This is a genomic window from Nocardia sp. NPDC050630 (assembly GCF_044457245.1).
Taxonomy (GTDB): domain Bacteria; phylum Actinomycetota; class Actinomycetes; order Mycobacteriales; family Mycobacteriaceae; genus Nocardia.
Genome location: NZ_JBITGN010000004.1, coordinates 274593 through 295296 on the forward strand (window position 1 = coordinate 274593; position 20704 = coordinate 295296).

Sequence of the window (20704 nt, forward strand, 5' to 3'; positions counted from 1 at the left end):
CGGCGGGCTACTGAACCGCCGCGGCTCGGCGCCAGGCTGAACCGGCCCGTCGCCCGGCGAACCAGCCCCACCGCCCTGCGAACCAGAGCCGCCGCCCGCCGCGTCGGACCCAGGACTTGCAGAACCAGACTCGGCACCTTCCGAGCGGGCCCCACTCCCCGGTGAAAACGGTTGCGATGGCGTGCTTTCAAACCCCGCATACCCGCCGGACTCGGGCACGTCGGGCGTCGACGACCCCGGCTCCGGATCGGGCTGAGTCCGCTCCGCGTCGTCTCCCGCTCCCGGACCTGCCGTACTCAACGATCACATCGCTCGGTCGTCGAAACCACTACCGCTCCTCGAATCCGGACAAATCTCCCCGCGCGGGCTCCCAGCTTTCCACAACGACGTCGACCCGACCAGGAGTATCTCCGGAACGCAGAAGATCCAGCAACATTTCGCATGCGGGTCGCGGCCCTTCTGCCACCACATGCACCCGACCGTCGCGGGCGTTGGTGGCGTGTCCGACCAGGCCGAGGGCCAATGCCCGCGAGCGCGTCCACCAGCGGAAGCCGACGCCCTGCACGTAGCCGTGCACCCATGCGCTGAGCCGAACCGATTCCGGCATCACGCGTCGGTGGCGTCGATATCGAATGTCAGGGTGACCTTCGCACCGGCCTTGAGCGTCCGGCCGACGGTGCAGACCTTGTCGATGGCGCGCTGCACGGTGACCAGCAGTCGCTCGCGTGCCTGCTCGTCCAATTCGCTGAGGTCCAGCTCGAACACCTCGTCGAGCTGCGGGTACACCTCGTTCTCACGGTCGGCGTCGCCGGAGACTCGAATTGTCGCGTCGAAGGTATCGCCGAGCTTGCGCGAGAGCGGGAAGTCCGCGCTCAATCCGGAGCAGCCCGCCAGCGCGATTTTCAGCAGTTCACCCGGGGTGAACGCCCCGGGCACGCCCTGCGATGCGATCAGTACCTCGGCACCGCGCGAGCTGCGACCGGTGTACGCCCTCGTCCCTGTGCGCTCGACCCACAGGGTGGTCGGCTCGGTCGTCGTCACGGATGCGGGGGTCTGGTCAGCCATGGTCTGATCCTGCCATTCTCGAAACGGAACACTCACCCCCGCCAACGCCACGCGAGCGCGAGCCCTTCCGCGAATGGCCACTCGAGCCGGTGATCTGCGAGACATCACTCCTGGAAGCGGTACCCCATTCCGGCCTCGGTCAGCAGATGCTTCGGATTCGACGGGTCGACCTCGAGTTTGCGCCGCAATTGTGCGAGATACACCCGCAGATAATGCGTTTCGGTGGCGTACGACGGCCCCCACACCTCACGCAGCAGCTCGCGCCGCCCGACGAGTTTGCCGCGATTGCGCACCAACATCTCGAGCATGCCCCACTCCGTCGGGGTCAGGTGCACCGGATCACCGTTCCTGGTGACCTGCTTCGCGCTCAGGTCCACGGTGAACGAGGACGTCACCACCACCGGATCGACGGTATCGGTATCGGTCGCGCCGCGCCGTACCGCGGCCCGCAGCCGAGCGAGCAGCTCATCCATGCCGAACGGCTTGGTGACATAGTCGTCCGCGCCCGCATCCAGCGCCTCTACCTTGTCGGTCGAATCGGTACGCGCCGAGAGCACGATCACCGGGGCCACGGACCAGCCGCGCAGTCCGGCCAATACCTCGATGCCGTCCATATCAGGCAGGCCAAGATCCAGGATGACCACGTCGGGATGCTTATCGGCCGCCGCGCGCAAGGCCGCCGCACCAGTGCCCGCGGTGATCACCTCATAGCCGCGCACCGACAAATTGATGCGCAGTGCGCGCACGATCTGCGGTTCGTCATCGACCACAAGGACCTTGGTCGACGGTGCTTCCTGCTTCTTGTCGGTCATCACGACTTCCTGTGCGGTCCGCGGTGTCGTTGTGCTCATCATCAGCTGCTCACCCCGGTTTCATCCGCGGGCAGGTCAACGATCATCGTCAATCCTCCGCCCGGTGTCGGTTCGGCGTGCACGGAGCCGCCCATCGCCTCGACGAAGCCGCGCACCACTGACAGGCCGAGCCCAACGCCCGTAGTGTTGTCGCGATCGCCGAGCCGCTGGAACGGCTCGAATAGTTGCTCCTCGGTGCCCGGTGGGACCCCGGGACCGACATCGACCACGGCAATCGACACCCAGTCGCCACCGCGTTCCGCGGTGACCCGAACGGGTGTATCACGCGTCGAATGCCGCAGCGCATTGTCGATCAGATTGGCCAGCACTCGCTCGAGCAGGCCACTGTCCGCGCGCACCGAAACCTCGCCGACCTCCACCTTCACCCGATCCATTGCCGCACGCCGGAGTCCGCGCGCACCCATCCCGACGCTCACCAGCGCCTGGTGCACCACCTCGTCCATGTACACCCGTCGGAACTGCGGCTGCACCACACCGACTGCCAGCCGCGACGAGTCGAGCAGATTGCCGACCAGCGCGGTCAGCTGATCCACCGATTCCTCGATGGTTTCCAGCAATTCGACGGTGTCCTCGGGCGAGAACTCGATGTCGTCACTGCGCAGGCTGGAAACCGCGGCCTTGGCTCCGGCCAACGGTGTGCGCAGATCGTGACTCACCGCGGACAGCAGCGCCCGGCGCAACCGGTCGGCCTCGAGCAGTGCCGCGGCGGCGCTGGCCTCCTCGGCCAATCGGGACTGGCGAACCAGCCCGGCCGCCTGGTTGGCGACCGCGTTGAGAACCGGGCGGTCGGTCGCGGCCAGCGGTCGTCCGGCCAACAGCAGCCAACTCGTCGCATCGCCCGCCTGAATCGCGGTTTCGGCCTCCGATGCCCGCTGCGGCGGACTTGTGCCGACCGCCGCGATCACCTCGTCACCGCACTGCATGCTGACCGCGCGCAGCCCGTAGGTCTCGCGTACCTGTTCCAGCAGCTTGGGCAGATCCGCACCGTGGAGCACGGCACCGGCGAACAGGGTCAGCAATTCGGCCTGCTGTGAGGCCCGACGCGCCTGCCTGGTCTGTTTGGCGGCCATGTCCACCAGCGCGGCGACCGCCACCGCGACGATCAGCAATACCACCACCGTGACGAAGCTGTCCGGTTCGGCGATGGTCAGGCTGTGGCGCGGATCGACGAAGAACCAGTTCAACAACATCCCCGACAGCAGCGCCGAAAGTGCCGCCGGCACAACGCCACCCAGCAGCGCGACCGCGACGACGCCGATGAAGAACACCGCGCTCAGCCCGCCGAGCTGCAGATACCCGTCCAGAAAGGCGGAACAGACGGCCGAGACCGCCACCGGCACGAGCACCGCCGCGAGCCATGCGCGGATCGGCTGGCGCGGCACCAGCGAATGGCGGCGCAGCCCACGGTTGGCCTCCTCGTGGGTGACCATGTGCACATCGATCTTGCCGGATGCCTGCACGACGGCGGAGCCGATTCCCTCGTCGAGCACGCGCGCCCAGCGCGAGCGCCGGGACGTGCCGAGCACCAGCTGGGTCGCGTTCACCTCGCGGGCGAATTCCAGCAGCGTATTCGGCACATCGTCACCGGTGACCGTATGCAGCGAGGCATCCAGACTCGCCGCGAATTCCCGCAGCCGCGTCAGCCGTTCCGTCGACACCCCGGCAAGTCCGTCGCCTCGCACCACATGCAACAGGACCAGGTCGGCACTGGATTTGCTGGCGATGCGACTGGCCCGGCGCACCACGGTCTCCGATTCGGGGCCGCCGGTCACCGCGACAACGACACGTTCGCGCGCCTCCCACAGCTCCGTGATCTTGTGGTCGGCCCGGTATTTCGCCAATGCGGCGTCGACCTGGTCGGCCAGCCACAGCAGCGCCAATTCGCGCAGGGCGGTGAGGTTGCCGGGGCGGAAGTAGTTGCGCAGCGCCGCGTCGACCTTGTCGGCGGCGTACACGTTGCCGTGAGAAAGCCTGCGCCGCAAGGCCTCCGGCGTGATATCGACCAGTTCGATCTGGTCGGCGCTGCGCACCACGGCGTCGGGCACGGTTTCCTTCTGCTGGATGCCGGTGATCTGCTCGACGACATCATTGAGGCTCTCCAGATGCTGCACATTGACCGTCGAGATCACGTCGATGCCCGCGGCCAGCAAATCCTCGACGTCCTGCCAGCGCTTGGCGTGTGCGCTACCGGGCGCGTTGGTGTGGGCGAGTTCGTCGACCAGCACCACCGCCGGTGCGCGGCGCAGCACCGCTTCGACATCGAGTTCGGGCAGCGTCGTGCCGCGATAGGCCACCATGCGCGGTGGAATCCGCTCGATGCCCGCCAGTAGTTGCGCGGTCTTGGCTCGGCCGTGTGTCTCCACTACCGCCGCTACCACGTCGCGGCCGCGTTCGAGTCGGCGATGGGCCTCGCCCAACATGGCGTAGGTCTTCCCGACCCCCGGTGCCGCACCGAGGTAGATGCGCAGTTGACCGCGTTTCACTCGTCCATCATCGCTCGATACGGCGTGTCGCCGAAGATCCGTATCTGTTCTGTCGCGATATCCGAATCCCGCCCCATCGTCGCCAGTGCGCGGATGATCAGCGCGCAACAAATGAATCCGATGATCACCGCGACGGTGACAGCCGACATGACGATCCTTTCACCGAAACCAATAGGCACCCGGTCGCGCTGGAATCCCCCGCACCCGGTCGATGAATTTCTACCCCCGTATCGGCGGCCCATCTGGATCTTTACGGTGTATTGACGGGTTGGCCGCCTACCTTGACGGCATCCTTTCACCGTGCGTACGCACCACCCCCGTAAACGAAGCGTCAATGCTCGTCAATGGGGCGATAAGGAGCCGTAAACGAGCTCCGCACCAGTTCGAATGACCGCTTGACTCACCCTGTCGCGCTCCATGCAGGAAGCGCCAATGGAGGTTGGGTAGATGTCTGTCGTGGTGTTCACGGTACTCACCGTGGCGATCTTCGCGCTGCTGGGCCTGATCCAGCGAGGGGTGGAAAAGCTGTGATCGCGAACCTGATCGGTTTGATTCTCGCCGTACTGGTCGCCGTCTACATGGTGGTGGCGCTGCTCTTCCCCGAGAGGTTCTAGGTGAACACGACAACAGCGGGGGTCGCATTCCTCGCATCGCTGATCATCGCGTTGGCCCTGGTGCATGTGCCGCTCGGCGACTACATGTTCCGGGTGTACAACGCCGAGAAGCACTCCCGTGCGGAGCGGGTCGTCTACAAAGCCATCGGCGTGCAGCCCGAGGTCGAACAGACCTGGGCCGTCTACGCCCGCAGCGTGCTGGCGTTTTCCGCGGTCAGCATTCTGTTCCTGTTCTTCCTTCAGCTGATCCAGGGCCGGTTGCCGCTGCATTTGCATAATCCGGCGACCGAGATGACCCCCGCACTGGCCTGGAATACCGCGGTCAGTTTCGTGACGAACACGAACTGGCAGAACTACTCCGGCGAATCCACCCAGGGCCACCTGGTGCAGATGGCCGGGCTCGCGGTGCAGAACTTCGTCTCGGCAGCCGTCGGTATCGCGGTGGCAGTCGCACTTGTGCGCGGCTTCGCGCGCAGGCATACCGGCGATCTCGGCAACTTCTGGGTGGATCTGGTCCGCGGCACCATTCGCATTCTGCTGCCGTTCGCATTCGTGTTCGCGATCATCCTCATTGCCGGCGGCGTGATCCAGAACTTCCACCTGCACGATCAACTCGCGCACACGCTGAACGGCTCCGAGCAGACCATCACCGGCGGACCGGTGGCCAGCCAGGAAGTCATCAAGGAACTCGGCACCAACGGCGGCGGTTTCTACAACGCGAACTCCGCACACCCCTTCGAGAACCCGACCACCTGGACGAACTGGCTCGAGATCTTCCTGCTGCTGGTGATCAGCTTCGCACTGCCGCGCACTTTCGGTCGCATGGTCGGCAGTAAGAAGCAGGGTTACGCGATCGTGGCGGTGATGGGCACGATCGCACTGATCAGCGTCACCCTGCAGAACTACTTCCAATTGCAGCACCACGGCACCGTCCCGACCGGCATCGGCGCATCGCTCGAGGGAGTCGAAACCCGTTTCGGCGTTGCGGATTCCGCGACCTTCGCGACCGCGACCACGCTGACCTCGACGGGCGCGGTGGACTCGTTCCACGACTCCTATACCAGCCTCGGCGGCATGATGACGATGTTCAACATGCAACTCGGTGAGGTGGCTCCAGGCGGTACCGGGTCGGGTCTTTACGGCATGCTCATTCTCGCGGTGATCACCGTCTTCGTCGCGGGTCTCATGGTCGGCCGCACACCGGAATACCTCGGCAAGAAGATCACGCCGCGCGAAATCAAGCTCGCCGCTTCGTACTTCCTGATCAGCCCGCTCATCGTGCTCGTAGGTACAGCGGCCGCGATGGCGATGCCCGGACAACGCGCGGGCATGCTCAACTCCGGGCCACACGGGCTCTCGGAAGTGTTGTATGCCTTCACCTCCGCCGCCAACAACAACGGCTCCGCATTCGCGGGTCTGAGCGGCAATACCGAGTGGTACAACACCGCCCTCGGCCTGGCTATGGTGTTCGGCCGCTTCCTGCCGATGATCTTCGTGCTCGCGCTGGCCGGTTCGCTCGCCCAGCAGGGGCAGACCCCCGAGTCGATCGGCACGTTGCCGACACACCGGCCGCAGTTCGTCGGCATGGTCGTCGGCGTCACCGTGATCCTGGTCGCGTTGACCTTCCTGCCCGCACTCGCACTCGGGCCGCTCGCTGAAGGAATCCACTGAAATGACCAGTCCCACTACCGAAGTGACCACTGCCGACATCTCCGACGCGGCGAGGAAACAGGCCGAGCACATAGGTGGCCGCGTCCCGCGTGGCGCACTCGACCCGAAGATGCTCTTGACCTCCCTACCCGATGCCGCACGCAAGCTCGACCCGCGCACCATGTGGCGCAACCCGGTGATGTTCATCGTCGAGATCGGGGCCGTCTGGTCTTCGATCCTCGCGATCGCCGATCCCTCGTTCTTCGCGTGGGCGATCGTGGTGTGGCTGTGGCTCACCGTGATCTTCGCCAACCTCGCCGAGGCGGTCGCCGAGGGCCGCGGTAAGGCTCAGGCCGATACGCTGCGCAAAGCCAAGACCGACACAATGGCTCGTCGACTGGTCGAATGGTCACCCGGCGCGCGGGTCGTCGAGGAGAGTGTCGGCGCGCCCGCGCTCCAGCGCGGCGACTATGTCGTCGTAGAGGCAGGGCAGATCATTCCCGGCGACGGTGATGTCGTGGAAGGCATCGCATCGGTGGACGAGTCGGCCATCACCGGTGAATCCGCCCCGGTCATCAGGGAATCCGGCGGTGACCGATCGGCCGTGACCGGTGGCACCACCGTGCTCTCGGACCGGATCGTCGTCAAGATCACCCAGGAACCGGGCGCGAGCTTCATAGACAAGATGATCGCCCTCGTCGAAGGCGCGAGTCGGCAGAAGACGCCGAACGAGATCGCGCTGAACATCCTGCTCGCCTCGCTCACGATCATCTTCGTGTTCGCGGTGGTCACCCTGCAGCCGCTGGCGATCTTCGCCAAATCCAATAACCCCGGCGTGGCCGATACTTCGGCACTCGACCTGCACGGGGTGACCGGAATCGTGATGGTTTCGCTGCTGGTCTGCCTGATCCCGACCACCATCGGCGCCTTGCTCTCGGCAATCGGTATCGCGGGTATGGACCGCCTGGTGCAGCGCAATGTGCTTGCCATGTCCGGCCGCGCCGTCGAGGCCGCAGGCGATGTCAACACCCTGCTGCTGGACAAGACCGGCACCATCACCCTCGGTAACCGCCAAGCCGCGGAATTCGTTCCGGTGCCCGACGTTGCGGCCGACGAATTGGCCGATGTCGCACAGCTGTCCAGCTTGGCCGACGAGACCCCCGAGGGCCGCTCCATCGTCGTGTACGCCAAGCAGGCGTTCAACAAGCGCGAGCGCACACCGGGCGAGCTGACCGGCGCGACCTGGGTGGAGTTCACCGCGCAGACCCGGATGTCGGGCGTGGACTTGGCCAGGGGTCATCAGCTGCGCAAAGGCGCCGCCAGCGCCGTCGTCGAATGGGTCCGCGCACAAGGTGGCGATGTACCGAACGAGATCGGCGTGATCGTGGACGGCGTCTCCGCATCCGGTGGCACGCCACTGGTCGTCGGTGAGGTCAACGACGGCGAGGCCCGGCTACTCGGCGTCATCCACCTGAAAGACGTTGTGAAGCAAGGCATGCGGGAACGCTTCGACGAGATGCGCCGCATGGGCATCCGGACCGTCATGATCACCGGCGACAACCCGTTGACCGCCAAGGCGATCGCCGATGAGGCCGGTGTGGACGACTTCCTCGCAGAGGCGACGCCGGAGGACAAGCTCGCCCTGATCAAGAAGGAGCAGGACGGCGGTCGACTGGTCGCGATGACCGGTGACGGCACAAACGACGCTCCCGCACTCGCCCAGGCCGACGTGGGGGTCGCGATGAACACCGGCACCTCAGCGGCCAAGGAAGCCGGGAATATGGTCGATCTGGACTCGGATCCGACCAAGCTCATCGAGATCGTCGAAATCGGCAAGCAACTGCTCATCACCCGCGGCGCCCTGACCACCTTCTCGATCGCCAACGACATCGCCAAATACTTCGCGATCCTGCCCGCGTTGTTCATCGCACTGTTCCCCGGCCTCGACGCCCTCAACATCATGCGGCTGGCCAGCCCGCAGTCAGCGATCCTATCGGCGGTCATCTTCAACGCACTGGTGATCATCGCGTTGATCCCGTTGGCACTGCGGGGCGTGAACTACACGCCTACCAATGCGTCGAAACTGTTGAGCCGCAACCTGACGATCTACGGTCTCGGCGGCATTGTCGCGCCGTTCATCGGCATCAAGCTCATCGACCTGCTCGTCCAACTCCTCCCCGGGATGTCCTGATATGCGTATGTCAACTTGGTCCCGGCAGCATCTGGCCGCGCTGCGTGCGCTGCTTGTGCTTACCGCGATCACCGGAATCGTCTATCCGCTGGCGGTGTTCGCGGTTGCGCAACTGCCCGGTCTGCACGATAAGGCGGAAGGTTCGCTGATCGAGTCCGACGGCAAGGTCGTCGGCAGCGGCATCATCGGGCAATCATTCACCGATAAGGACGGCAATGCGCTGGTGCAGTACTTCCAGAGCCGTCCGTCGGCAGCGGGCGACGGCTATGACCCGCTGGCCACCGCTGCTTCCAATCTGGGCCCGGAGAGCATCGTCGACATGCTCGACACGGATCCGGCGAATGTGACGTTGAGTCTGCTGTCCACCGTATGCGCGCGCAGCAAGGCGGTCGGCGACCGTGAGGGGGTCGACGGCAGCCGTCCGTTCTGCACGAAGGATGGCGTCGGCGCGGTGCTTTCGGTGATCGGGCCGCGTGACGCCGACGGTGAGGTCTCGCATCCGGTGCAGGTGGTAAGCGTCAACCAGGCGTGCCCGGCCGAACCGTTCCAGTCCACCTACAAGGGCGTAACGGTTGAATGCGCCAAGCCAGGTGAGGACTATTCGATCGGCCGGATCGTCCCGATCATGGGCGATGCCTCAAAAGACACTCCGGTGCCGACCGATGCGGTCACCGCCAGCGGCAGTGGTCTGGACCCGCACATATCGCCGGAGTACGCGGCCATCCAGGTGGCGCGAATCGCGAAGGCCCGCAATATCTCCGAAAAGCAGGTACGCGGTCGTGTCGATGCGCACACCGACGGCCGCACCCTCGGCTTCCTCGGTGAACCGCGCGTCAATGTGGTCGAGCTGAACCTCGATCTCGACAGGCAGTACCCCTTCCGAGGCTACTGACCCGAGCGCTCATTCCCGACCGGCGTCCGCGGAATGCCACAGGAATGGGCGCTCGGTCGTTTCTCGTTCAGTTGTCCTCGACGCGGGCGAAGCAATACGCCGATGCGGCGAGATACTGATGGCAGTCCGGACCATGGCCCGCATGCGTACTGCAGATGAAACGCGCAAGGTCGAGATCGAGATCCATGGGCTCGGCACTGCAATCACGGTGCTGAGTGCTCCACAGATCCCGGCGATCCAGTGATGTCTGCATTGTGCACCTCCAGCCTGTTGGTATTCAGTGGAGAAGCAAACCAATGTCCTTGCGGTGGTGGATTACCCGATTCAGCGCCGTTCATCGCGTGATCTGCCAATCATCGGGCAGCCGCGCCGTGGTGACCCGATCTCCCTCGGCCTCGAGATCCACCGTCGCCGAACCCAATCGCAGCTCACTCAGTGTGACCGTGCCCCACTGCGGCGGCAGCTGCGGTCGGACAGTGAGGCTGCGCGACGGCGCGACTGGCTCGAGTCCGAGGAAGGAGCGCACCAGCAATAGCGGTGCCGCGCTGGCCCACGCCTGCGGTGAGCAGGAGGTGGGATACGGGACCGGTGCCGCGAACTGATCGCGCGGGAATCCGCAGAACAGCTCGGGCAGCCGACCACCGAAAGATGTTGCGGCATCCAATAATCCGCCCGCCAGCCGGGTAGCGAGCTCGACCGCGCCAGGCACCTGCCGGTAGCGCAGCAAGCCCGCGACGGCGATCGCGGTATCGTGCGGCCAGACCGATCCACAGTGATAGCTCATCGGGTTGTAGGCGCCCATCGATGAGGCGAGTGTGCGCAGCCCGAAGCCGGTATCCATTTCGGGTCCGGACAGACGCTGAACCAATTCGGCGGCGTGCTCGTCATTGGCGATGCCGGTCCAAAGACAATGCGTCACATTGCTTGTCAACGCATCGACCTGCCGTTTGCGGCCGTCGAGTGCGACGGCGTACCACCCCTGTTGCGGCAGCCAGAACTGTTCGGCGAATTTGCCGCGTAGTTCGGCGGCACGCTCGCGCAGCCGGGTCGCGGCGCGCTGATCGTCGAAGGCCTCAGCCAACTCCGCGCGGGACAGCAGTGCGGCATACGCATAACCCTGCACTTCGCATAGCGCGATCGGCGCCTCCGCGAGATGCCCTGCGGCATCGTTGATTCCGTCGAAACTGTCCTTCCAACCCTGGTTGACCAGGCCGCGATCGGTGGCGCGGCGATATTCGATGAAACCGTCGCCGTCGCGATCGCCGTAATCGGTGATCCACCGTACCGCGGCGTCGGCGGCGGGCAGCAGGTCCTCGATCACCTCCGGATCCGCGCCCCACCGATGACATTCCGCGAGCAACATGATGAAAAGCGGTGTGGCGTCCGCGGTTCCGTAATAGGTATAGCCACCGAGCACATGCCCGCTGGCCGGGCCACGCCGCATCTCGTGCATGATCCGTCCGGGCTCCTCCTCGGTGAGCGGATCGACGCACTGACCTTGCGCCTCGGCCAACTGCTGCAGTGTGCCCAACGCGAGATCCACTTCCAAAGGCAGCGCCATCCACGCGGTGAGCAAACTGTCGCGGCCGAACAGGGTCATGAACCAGGGCGCACCCGCGGCAACGAACGGACGACCCTCGCCGGATTCGTCGTGAATCTGCAAGGCGCCCAGGTCGCTTTCCGAGCGGCGGAGCACCTGGGTGAGCACCGGATCCGCGGAAGTAATTTTCGTCGCGGTGTGTCGCCATGCCGCCATCTTGCGGCTCGGTGCGCTGAGCCCGTGGTGTTCGCCCGGCGCCAATGGCGCCTGGACACGCTGATTGCCGACGGTCGGCTGGGCCACGATCTCGGTCTGCCAGCGTTCGCCGGGTAGCACGACCACCCGCCAGAGCAGGGTGCCGGGCAGCACAGCGGGCTCGACGGTCGCCGAGACCGTGAGCCCGCGCATCCGATCGGTGCGGTCGTGCAGTAGTAACTCGCCTTCGGCCACAGTCACTTCGGCGCGACCGTGCGCCACGCGGCCCTCCTTGACCGCGAACAGATCAACGAAATCCGCGTCGACATGCAGTTCCAAGGTGGCCGCGGTGGCCTCGCGGCCCATATTCTCCAGGGTCAGAATCTCGTGCATGCCATCGGCGATGAGACGTTCGCGCACCACGAGCAGGGTGCTGTCGGCCTGTCCGGCCTGCGGTGGCCGGCGCAGCACGAATCTGGCGGCGAACGCCTCCGGGCTGAGTACCGACAGTGATTCGGCGGGTTTGCCGTCCACCAGCAGTTCCCAGCGGGAGATGACGCGGGCGTCGCGGAAGAACAATCCGTGCGGGTGCCCCGGTTCGACATCACCGAGCCGATTCGACAGGCAGAAGGTTCCGCCCTCGACCAAGGTCACCGAACTGCCGCAACCGCCGAGACCGGTCGGCTCACCGGAATTCAGCGGTGCGGGATTCGACGCGACGCCTGCGTCTTCGGTCATACGCGTTCGCTGGCGGGAATACGAACCGGCACCGTCTCATCGAGTAGCAGTGCCGCGCGCGCATGACGCCGCGAACGCAGGAGCTGGTGATAGACCTGCTCGTAGCCGCGCCCAAGCGTGCCAGCGCCGAAGTTGGCCTCGACGTGCGCACGGCACGCGGCCGGATCCAGCTGGCTCGCTTCGGCAATCGCCGCGGGCAGTTCGGACGGATCATCACAGATCCGGCCGGTCACGCCATCGACGACGACCTCGGCAACGGCGCCGCCGCGGAGCGCGACAACCGGTGTGCCGCAGACCATCGCCTCGATCATCACCATGCCGAACGGCTCTTCCCAGTCGATCGGGAACAGCAGGCAGCGCGCATTCGCGAGCAGTTTGCGCTTGGCCTGCGCATCCGCGAGTCCGAAAAGGTGATCGCGCTCGGTGATCAGCGGGCGCACTTTTTTCTCGAAATACGCCCGCTCGGCGGCCTCACTGCATTTGCCCGCGAGCACCAGCGGAATACCGGCCGCGTGCGCGGCCTCCAATGCCAGATGCGTGCCCTTGGTTGCGGTGAATCGGCCGAGAAACAGTGCGTAGTCGCCTTTTTCGGTTTGATACGGCCACTGGTCGACCTGCAGTGCATTGTGCACGCGACCGACCCAATTCAGATCGGGCGCCAATTCGCGCTGCCGGTCACTGATGGCGACCAGCGATACTTCCTGGCCCAATTCACGGTAGTAGTGGTAGCAGTCGCCCTCGTCGACCGGGCCGTGCACGGTCACCACGGTGGGCAAGCCCAGTCCCATATACGCCGGGGCATTCAGTGGTCCGGCAAAGGTGTGGTCGTGCACCAGATCCACGCCGGAGGTGGCGGCGACCTGTTCGATCGCCCTTCGCACCTTCAGAGCGTGCACGACCTCGGGAAACGGCTCACCGAGCCGTTCGGGTAATGCGCGATCCCACACCGGAACGAATTTCGCCGTGGTACCGGGTTCACCGGCGCCGAACAATGTCACGTCGTGCCCGCGTGCGACCAATGCGTCGACCAAATCGGCGACTACGGCCTCGACTCCGCCATAGGCCTTCGGCGGTACGTCGAAGTATGGCGGAACAACCATCGCAATGCGGAATCGTTCACCGACGTGATCGGTAGACAGCAAATCCGAAGCGGCAATGGGCGCCGAATTCGGCGCGATTAGACCTGCGCTCATGACCATCCTTCCAGGGACAACCTTGTGCACATCCACCCAGCACTTCGGTGCACTGGGCGCCGAACGTGTTGGCCGCCGCGGCGGAGGTGGAGACTGGAGCCTGCACCGCCGTCCATGAAGGCTTGGTTGGCCTGGTCACGCCGTTTGGCGTAAACAGGGGGGCCGCCAATAGACGTACCTTATTTCTGGTTGCTCAAACCACGCAGTCGGTCTGAAATCTCAGTCTTTGGGATGAAATAGGCCATTATCCGGCCTTGCCAAGCGGGCTTACCAGACTATTGATACCGGCTAGCGAAAGAATCCGGTACTAGATTACCCTTCCGACTAGTTATACGCATACATATAATATGCGCATGTTCGATCCCATCACACTTGCTGTCGGGGCCGCAATCGCCGGTGTCGGCTGGGCTGTCGGTCGGTTCGGCAGGCGCTCGCCCGCTGGACCCGCGGTAGCCCGGTGCGGCTGTGGCCACGACCTGGCGCTGCACGATCCGGAGGCGGGCACCTGCCATGCCGAGCTGGTCCGCAAGACGTACGGCGGGCCCGTATGGGTGCAGTGCGGTTGCCGACGCTACACCGGTCCGGTCCCGGTCGAGGACTACTTCAGCAGACCGATCATGCCCTCGTCCGAATGACTCACGACTCGGCCGCCGAGGCGGGCTGCATGCGCAGCGGCACCCCGATCCGGTTCCATAGGTTGATCATCGCGGTGACCGCGACCAGACCGGCCCGCGCGCCCTCGTCGAAGTTCTTCTCCACCTCGGCCCAGATCTCATCGCTGACACCGTTTTCACCGAGTCTGGTGACCGCCTCCGCGTAGGCGAGGGCGGCTCGTTCGGCCTCGGTGAACTTCACCGACTCACGCCAGGCATTGAGGTAGTAGATCCGCTGTTCGGTCTCGCCCGCCATCCGCGCGTCGGTGGTGTGCATATCGATGCAGAACAGGCAGCCGTTCATCTGGGAAACGCGGATCTTCACCAGTTCCCGCACCGTCGAATCCAGTGGTCCGCGCCGGATTGCCTGCTCGGCGGCGTACCAGGCCTGGTAGATCTCCGGCGCCGCCTCGGCGAGCTTCATACGTGACATGGGTCGTCCTCTCTCGAAATCGCTTACCCGAGTGGGACGAGATAGCCGCGACATTTGTGACAACGTCACGAAGACGGCAGGCAGCGGGCCCGATCGGGAAGCTCACCGCACGGCTCGTTGCCGTGCTCGCGCAGCACATCCTTGCCGGTCAGATCGGTCAAGAAGTGCAGGAAGCTCGCGCCGAGCGAGTCGCCGGGGAGTTCGCCGTAACTGTAGGCGTATTCGACGCCCCAGAAGGGATAGCTGCGGTTCACGGCAGCGTCACGACCCGGCGTTACGCCATCGATGGTCAGGGACGTGGCTCCCGCCTTCACCGCCTCGGAGAACTCGCTGTAGCCGATCGCACCCGGGATATCGCTGACTGCCCTGTGCATGTCTTTGGTGACCTGCACATCACAATATCTGGCCGTCGCGGGTGCGCCATCCTTGATCGCGACGCAGCTGACATGCGGCCGATCTGGCTGCGGACCGCCGAGTACCCTGCGCTCCAGCGTATTTCGAGTGCCCGATCCCGGGATCCGATTGACAAGCACGACCGGCAGATCGGCGCCGCCGACATCGCGCCAGTTGGTGATCCGGCCCTGATACAGATCCTGGATCTGGCCGACCGACAGGTTGGTGACACCGACATCTCTGTGCACGATCATGGTGAACAGCGACAGCGCCAACGGGCGGTGCAGCAGCGGTTGGTAGCCATCACCTTTCGGCCCGTCGCTGATCGTGATCAGATCGGATTCGTCCTTACCCTCCTCGGCGAGCCGGTCGAGACCACGTTCGGTGCCCTCGAAACCGAAGATGAATTCCGCGCCGGTGCAACGCTTCCCATACTGAGCGGCCGCATCGCGAATGACCGGTTCGAAAGCCGAGGAGCCAACTACGGTGAGTTTTCCTGCGGCACAATCCAATGGCGTCGGATCGGGAGCGAGCACGGAGACCAGGAGCTGGACGATGATCACCGCGACCAGGAAGGCCGTGAGCGCCACCATCACTCGCGAAATGCCGGTGCGACTCTGGGTTTCGATGATCCGTCCACCCTTGATACCGCCGCTCAGCACCGGATCCGGATACTCCCCCGTACCCTCCGAACGTTGCAGGATGGCCAGGATCTTGTAGTGATCGCCGCGATTGAGCGGCACTCTCGGCAGGTCGATGGCACCGATATGTCCGACCGTATCCTCGCGAACCGCGATGCCCGAATCACGGCCCAGCGAATCAGCCAGGCCCTGTTCGCTCAACTCGGTCACCGCCATACCGATGACCCGCCGCTGTGGAAAGTTCAGGTGCAGGCCGATTCGGCCCGCCTCCGGCGCTTGGTAGTCATGCGTGTCGATCGGTGTCGCGCCGCTGTTTTCGATGCGGACCAGCACCACCGACAGATCCTTCAGCGGCGGACTCACACCGTCTTGCGCCGGGCGCAACTGCGGCAGCACACCGGGAAAAACCGATTCGATCTCACCGGTGACCGGCGTATCCATCTGGACCCGATAGCCGAGTTCCTTACGTCCGACGAAGACGAACTCCCACAGAAACGCGATGATCGGCACCGCGATACCGATGAGTCCGAGCACGATTTCGATCGGAAAGCCACCCACCGCCACCCCCCAAAAGATCTCTGTATCAAACCAATTCTCGAACGTCATCGGGCATCCTCCCAGATCCCGGCACGAGTGTTCGGCAACAGTTAACCCGATGCTCAGACGCGGCCGTCGAAATCACCTCTGGACAGTTCGGCCCGCTCGCGCCGAAGCGACGCTCAAACCACGTCCCCTGCTGCCGATCGCGTCCAGGCGAGCAGCTTCTCCGCTGGCCAAGTATTGATAACCCGTTCCGCCGCAACATCGTTCGCGACGGCGCGCTCGCAGCCATAACCCAGCCAGTCCAACTGACCAGGGGCATGCGCATCGGTATCGATCGAAAAATAGCACCCCATCTCGACCGCCATCCGCAACAGTCGCGACGGCGGGTCGAGCCGTTCGGGACGGCTGTTGATCTCCACCGCCGTCCCGTAACTCCGGCACGCTTCGAAGACGAGTTCGGCATCGAAACTCGACTCCGGCCGCAAACCGCGCTGCCCCGCGATCAGTCTGCCGGTGCAGTGGCCGAGCACATCCACATTCGGATTCGCGACCGCGTACACCATGCGCTTGGTCATGGTCTCGCTGTCGGCACGCAGATGCGAATGTACGCTGGCGACCACTATATCGAGTTCGGCGAGCAGATCGCTCTGCTGATCCAAGGTCCCGTCATCGAGGATGTCCACCTCGATGCCGGTAAGAATTCGGAATGGCGCGACTCGTTCGTTCAGCTCCGCGACCACATCCAACTGCCGCCGCAACCGGTCGGCCGAAAGTCCATTGGCGACGGTCAACCGCGGCGAATGATCGGTCAGCGCACAGTATTCGTGCCCGAGCGCGGCCGCGACGCCCATCATCTCCGCGATCGGACTGCCGCCGTCGGACCAGTCGGAGTGGGTGTGCAGATCACCGCGCAACTGGGACCGCATTGGCCGGCCCGGCGCCCCGATCGGCTGCGCGGCGTTGCGCAGTTCGCTCAAATAGTCCGGTACCGCACCGGAATACGCCTGCTCGATCACGGCGGCGGTCTTCGGCCCGATCCCCGCGAGTTCTTGCCAAGTATGCGCCGCGCGATGGGTCGCCCGCTCGTCCTCGGACAGCTGCGCAACGATATCGGCAGCCCGACGATACGCCTTCACCCGATGCGTTTGCGCCCGTGCGCGTTCCAGCCAGAAGCCGATCTCGCGCAGCGCCTCCACCGGACCCGGCGCATTCCCCGGATCCGTAGCGACACGCGAATCACCTTCCGCCACAGCGGTTATCGAATCCGGCTGTACTTCACGAAGGCGACGCCGTCCTCGAACACCCGGCTGGTGATCACCCGGAAGCGGGCCGCCTCAGGCAGGCGCGGACCGGAACCGAACAGCGAACGGCCACGACCGAGCACTACGGGATACAGCTTCAGGAAGATCTGGTCGATCTCCGGCAGCAACACCTGCGCCAATTCCCCGCCGCCGCACAGCCAGATCCCGAGTCCGTTGTCCCGCTTCAACTGTCGCACGGTGGCGAGCGGATCGCCCGAGATGAGCTCAACCGACGGATCCGGGCTCTCGGGCAGCGTCGTCGATACGACGAATTGACGCAGATGCGAATACGGGCTGGAGGTTCCGGTCCGCACGCCGAAATCGTGGGTCTTGCGACCCATCAGCACGGTGTCGAAGTAACGGTTGCGCTGATCGATGCCGAGGGCCTCGCGCACCTTCGTCGGCAGGGTCTCGGGGTACTGCGCGGTGATCGCGGGGCCGTGATCGCCACCTACCGGGAAGAAGTCGACCGACCCCTCCTCGGTGGCGATGAACCCGTCGATAGTCGAAGCGACGTAGTAGGTGAGCTTGCGCATAAGTCCTTCCTCCACGGCCGGTCGGCTTCGGCGGAACCGCCTAAAAGAACGGTAGCTCGCCAACTCTAACGGCGACGGGGCTTCGGTTGGCAGCGCGGGCAGGAGTAGGAAGAACGATTCATGAACTTTTCCCGCAGGATGGGTGCACCGCAGCGACGGCAGGGTTCGTCCTCACGACCGTAGACCGCGAGCGAACGTTCGAAGTAGCCGGATTCGCCGTTGACATTGACATATAGCGCGTCGAACGAGGTGCCACCGGCCGCGAGCGCCTCTTCCATCACCACACCGACCGCGGTGAGCAGCGTGCGCACGGCGGGTCTGGTCAGACTGGACGCGAGCCGGTTGCCGTGGATCTCGGCCCGCCACAGAGATTCGTCGGCATAAATATTGCCGATGCCGGAGATCACGGTCTGATCCAACAGCACCCGCTTGATCTCGGTTTGTTTGGCGCGCACCACGGCCACCACGGCCTCGGGGTCGTAGCGCGGATCGAGCGGATCCCGGGCGATATGCGCGACGGGCTCTGGCACCAACGTGCCGTCGACCTCGACCAGCGGCGCGAGTGCCCAGCCGCCGAAGGTGCGTTGATCGACGAAGCGCAATTGCGTGCCGTCGTCGAGGGTCGCGAGAATATGCGCGTGCTTCTCCACCGGAGCATCGGCGGGCCGAATCAGCATCTGCCCGCTCATGCCGAGATGGACGACCAGCGAGGTATCCGGATCGTCGAAGGTGAGCCACAGATATTTGCCACGTCGCTCGGCCGCGACAACCCGCAGTCCCTTCAGCCGGGCCGTCAGATCGTCCGCACCTTCGAGATGACGGCGCACCGACCTGGGATGGGTCACTGCCACGGATTCGACGACCCGCCCGACAACATGTGCGGCCAGTCCGCGCCGGACCACCTCGACCTCGGGTAGCTCTGGCATGAGGGCTCCTAATCGACATGAGGAGGTGGACCGCACTGCCAACCACTGCGCCGCGAGCCTTACCAGCACCGTTCGCGGCCCGTCTCGCGTCCGAGTGCCCGAAGCGCATGCGACGAAGTCGCGAGTCTCGGCCGTTCGCACGCGAGACACCAGGGGGCCGTGCACATGCAGCGCCGCAGGCACCGCACAAATCAGATGCTGTCGGTCAGCGCCTGATAGGCGGCGCCCGCGGCCTTCTGCTCGGCTTCCTTCTTGGAGCGGCCGACGCCCTGACCGTACGGACGACCGCCGATCACGGTGGTCGCGGTGAATTCCTTATCGTGGTCGGGGCCCGTCGAGGTGATCTCATAGCTGGGCACCCCGAGGCCACGTTCGGCAGTGAGCTCCTGCAGGCTGGTCTTCCAGTCGAGTCCGGCGCCCATCCGGGGGCCGCGCTCGAGCAGGTCGGCGAACAGGCGCAGCACCACCTCGCGCGCGGTGTCGATACCGTGCTCGAGATGGACCGCGCCGAGCAGCGACTCCATGCCATCGGCGAGAATGCTCGGCTTATCCCGGCCGCCGGTGAGCTCTTCGCCCTTACCGAGCAGCAGGTGCACGCCGAGGCCGCCCTCGCCGAGCCCGCGCGCCACCTCGGCGAGCGCGTGCATATTCACCACGCTCGCCCGCAGCTTGGCCAGTTCGCCCTCGGACTTGTCCGGGTGCTCATGGTAGAGCCGCTCGGTGATACTCAGGCCGAGGACCGAGTCGCCGAGGAATTCCAGACGCTCGTTGGTCGGCAGCCCGCCGTTCTCATACGCATAAGACCGGTGCGTCAGCGCCAGTCGCAGCAGATCGGCCCGCACGTCGACGCCGAGCGCCGCGAGCAGGCTCGCATGTTCTCCGGACGCGCCGGGTTCGTCCTTGCTGGCGGTCACGTCTATACGACAGGTCGAACGATCAGACAGCAGCGGTGACCTGGCGGCCCTTGTAGGTGCCGCAGGAGGGGCACGCGATATGCGGCAGCGTCTTCTCGCCGCAGGCGCGGTTCGGGCACGTGATCAGGGTCGGCGCGGTGGCCTTCCACTGGCTGCGCCGCGACCTGGTGTTGGAACGGGACATCCGGCGCTTGGGAACGGCCACGACTACTTCTCCTCTTGTCCTATTGCTTGCCGGTACGGCAGCACTGTCTCGGTCTTAATGGTCTGTGTTGGTTGCACCCGAATCGGGGCTGCCATTGCCGGGCGACTCGGCGGCGAACTTCGCCAATCCGGCCCAGCGAGGGTCAAGTATCTCATGCCCATGGCCGGAACCCGCAATCGCCATCCGGACACCGCATTCCGGGCACAGGCCCGCGCAGTCCGGAGTGCACAGCGGCTGCAGCGGGAGTTCGAGTCCGATCGCGTCGGTGATCACCAGTTCCAGGTCGATCTTGTCGTCGACGATGCGGTAGATCTCGTCGTCCTCGGTGGTCTGCTCGGTCGCACTGTCCGGGTAGGCGAACAGTTCGGTGAGCTGAATTTCCACCGTGTCGGTGAACGGTTCGAGGCAGCGCGCGCACTCCCCCGCCGTCGGCGCGGAGACCGTTCCGGTGACGAGCACACCCTCGGACACCGCCTGCAGTCGCAGATCGAGGTTCACTTCGGCGCCCACCGGAATGGCGATCAGGTCGAGCCCGATCCGCTCGTCGGCGGTGACGACGCGATGCAGTTCCTTCATCGTGCCGGGGCGACGGCCCAGGCTGATGACATCCAGCACGAATCCCGCGTCCGGCGCGCGGCGCGAGGCCGAACGATGGCGCGAATCGGGACCGGAACGGGCGGACATCACGAACTCACTTCACATTCGAGGGGAAATGGGCAACCACTC

At 65.0% G+C, this 20704-nt stretch carries 21 protein-coding genes; 5 read left to right on the forward strand and 16 right to left on the reverse strand.

Annotated features, from left to right (window positions below; all coding sequences use genetic code 11):
- Positions 1-328: 328 nt before the first annotated feature.
- The 5 genes from ACIBG0_RS13890 to ACIBG0_RS13910 all read right to left on the reverse strand — a co-directional run bounded on the left by ACIBG0_RS13890 (position 329) and on the right by ACIBG0_RS13910 (position 4569).
- The gene (locus ACIBG0_RS13890) at positions 329-607 is read right to left on the reverse strand and encodes an acylphosphatase (protein WP_397032362.1); all 279 of its coding nucleotides are present in this window, start codon (positions 605-607) and stop codon (positions 329-331) included.
- Positions 607-1065 (reverse strand): OsmC family protein, encoded by a 459-nt coding sequence (locus tag ACIBG0_RS13895; protein ID WP_397032363.1) that lies wholly within the window; start codon positions 1063-1065, stop codon positions 607-609. Before ACIBG0_RS13895 ends, ACIBG0_RS13890 begins: the two co-directional genes overlap by 1 nt.
- 104 nt (positions 1066-1169) lie before the next feature.
- Complete coding sequence (locus ACIBG0_RS13900) at positions 1170-1877, reverse strand: response regulator (protein WP_397032364.1); 708 nt, start codon at positions 1875-1877, stop codon at positions 1170-1172.
- A gap of 41 nt (positions 1878-1918) precedes the next feature.
- Positions 1919-4420 (reverse strand): ATP-binding protein, encoded by a 2502-nt coding sequence (locus ACIBG0_RS13905; protein WP_397032366.1) that lies wholly within the window; start codon positions 4418-4420, stop codon positions 1919-1921.
- Positions 4417-4569: a hypothetical protein gene (locus tag ACIBG0_RS13910; protein WP_397032367.1), complete on the reverse strand. Its 153-nt coding sequence runs from the start codon at positions 4567-4569 to the stop codon at positions 4417-4419. The genes ACIBG0_RS13905 and ACIBG0_RS13910 overlap by 4 nt, the downstream gene beginning before the upstream one ends.
- 378 nt (positions 4570-4947) lie before the next feature.
- Between ACIBG0_RS13910 and ACIBG0_RS13915 the strand changes: the two genes are divergently transcribed.
- The 4 genes from ACIBG0_RS13915 to ACIBG0_RS13930 are packed head-to-tail and all read left to right on the forward strand — an operon-like array spanning position 4948 to position 9767.
- Positions 4948-5034, forward strand: a complete 87-nt coding sequence (locus ACIBG0_RS13915) for a potassium-transporting ATPase subunit F (RefSeq protein ID WP_397032692.1) — start codon at positions 4948-4950, stop codon at positions 5032-5034.
- Positions 5035-6705 carry a potassium-transporting ATPase subunit KdpA gene (gene kdpA, locus ACIBG0_RS13920; protein WP_397032369.1) on the forward strand — a complete coding sequence of 557 codons (1671 nt, stop codon included), beginning with the start codon at positions 5035-5037 and terminating at the stop codon, positions 6703-6705.
- A gap of 1 nt (position 6706) precedes the next feature.
- Positions 6707-8875, forward strand: coding sequence for a potassium-transporting ATPase subunit KdpB (gene kdpB / locus ACIBG0_RS13925; RefSeq protein WP_397032371.1), 2169 nt, complete (start codon positions 6707-6709; stop codon positions 8873-8875).
- A 1-nt stretch (position 8876) separates the two neighbouring features.
- Positions 8877-9767, forward strand: a complete 891-nt coding sequence (locus tag ACIBG0_RS13930; protein WP_397032373.1) for a potassium-transporting ATPase subunit C — start codon at positions 8877-8879, stop codon at positions 9765-9767.
- A 67-nt stretch (positions 9768-9834) separates the two neighbouring features.
- Here the strand turns inward: ACIBG0_RS13930 and ACIBG0_RS13935 are convergent, their stop codons facing one another.
- The 3 genes from ACIBG0_RS13935 to ACIBG0_RS13945 form a co-directional block, all read right to left on the reverse strand.
- Complete coding sequence (locus ACIBG0_RS13935; protein ID WP_397032374.1) at positions 9835-10020, reverse strand: hypothetical protein; 186 nt, start codon at positions 10018-10020, stop codon at positions 9835-9837.
- An 81-nt stretch (positions 10021-10101) separates the two neighbouring features.
- Positions 10102-12240 (reverse strand): glycogen debranching N-terminal domain-containing protein, encoded by a 2139-nt coding sequence (locus ACIBG0_RS13940; protein WP_397032376.1) that lies wholly within the window; start codon positions 12238-12240, stop codon positions 10102-10104.
- Positions 12237-13433: a glycosyltransferase family 4 protein gene (locus tag ACIBG0_RS13945; protein WP_397032378.1), complete on the reverse strand. Its 1197-nt coding sequence runs from the start codon at positions 13431-13433 to the stop codon at positions 12237-12239. Before ACIBG0_RS13945 ends, ACIBG0_RS13940 begins: the two co-directional genes overlap by 4 nt.
- Before the next feature lie 353 nt (positions 13434-13786).
- Here ACIBG0_RS13945 and ACIBG0_RS13950 point away from each other — a divergent pair, with 353 nt between their 5' ends.
- The gene (locus ACIBG0_RS13950; protein ID WP_397032380.1) at positions 13787-14068 is read left to right on the forward strand and encodes a hypothetical protein; all 282 of its coding nucleotides are present in this window, start codon (positions 13787-13789) and stop codon (positions 14066-14068) included.
- A 1-nt stretch (position 14069) separates the two neighbouring features.
- Here ACIBG0_RS13950 and ACIBG0_RS13955 read toward each other — a convergent pair whose 3' ends face one another.
- The 8 genes from ACIBG0_RS13955 to ACIBG0_RS13990 form a co-directional block, all read right to left on the reverse strand.
- Positions 14070-14519: a carboxymuconolactone decarboxylase family protein gene (locus ACIBG0_RS13955; protein ID WP_397032382.1), complete on the reverse strand. Its 450-nt coding sequence runs from the start codon at positions 14517-14519 to the stop codon at positions 14070-14072.
- 65 nt (positions 14520-14584) lie between these two features.
- Positions 14585-16159 (reverse strand): PstS family phosphate ABC transporter substrate-binding protein, encoded by a 1575-nt coding sequence (locus ACIBG0_RS13960; protein ID WP_397032383.1) that lies wholly within the window; start codon positions 16157-16159, stop codon positions 14585-14587.
- Between the two features lie 113 nt (positions 16160-16272).
- A complete protein-coding gene (locus ACIBG0_RS13965) occupies positions 16273-17346 on the reverse strand; it encodes a PHP domain-containing protein (protein ID WP_397032385.1) in 1074 nt (357 codons plus the stop codon).
- 5 nt (positions 17347-17351) lie between these two features.
- On the reverse strand, positions 17352-17933 hold the full coding sequence (locus tag ACIBG0_RS13970; protein WP_397032386.1) for a dihydrofolate reductase family protein: 582 nt from the start codon (positions 17931-17933) through the stop codon (positions 17352-17354).
- Positions 17934-17998: 65 nt separating this feature from the next.
- The gene (gene mutM, locus ACIBG0_RS13975; protein WP_397032388.1) at positions 17999-18859 is read right to left on the reverse strand and encodes a bifunctional DNA-formamidopyrimidine glycosylase/DNA-(apurinic or apyrimidinic site) lyase; all 861 of its coding nucleotides are present in this window, start codon (positions 18857-18859) and stop codon (positions 17999-18001) included.
- 191 nt (positions 18860-19050) lie between these two features.
- Positions 19051-19773: a ribonuclease III gene (gene rnc, locus ACIBG0_RS13980; RefSeq protein ID WP_397032390.1), complete on the reverse strand. Its 723-nt coding sequence runs from the start codon at positions 19771-19773 to the stop codon at positions 19051-19053.
- 22 nt (positions 19774-19795) lie between these two features.
- Complete coding sequence (rpmF, locus tag ACIBG0_RS13985; RefSeq protein ID WP_014987105.1) at positions 19796-19978, reverse strand: 50S ribosomal protein L32; 183 nt, start codon at positions 19976-19978, stop codon at positions 19796-19798.
- 54 nt (positions 19979-20032) lie between these two features.
- Complete coding sequence (locus ACIBG0_RS13990) at positions 20033-20662, reverse strand: YceD family protein (protein WP_397032392.1); 630 nt, start codon at positions 20660-20662, stop codon at positions 20033-20035.
- Positions 20663-20704 lie beyond the last annotated feature (42 nt).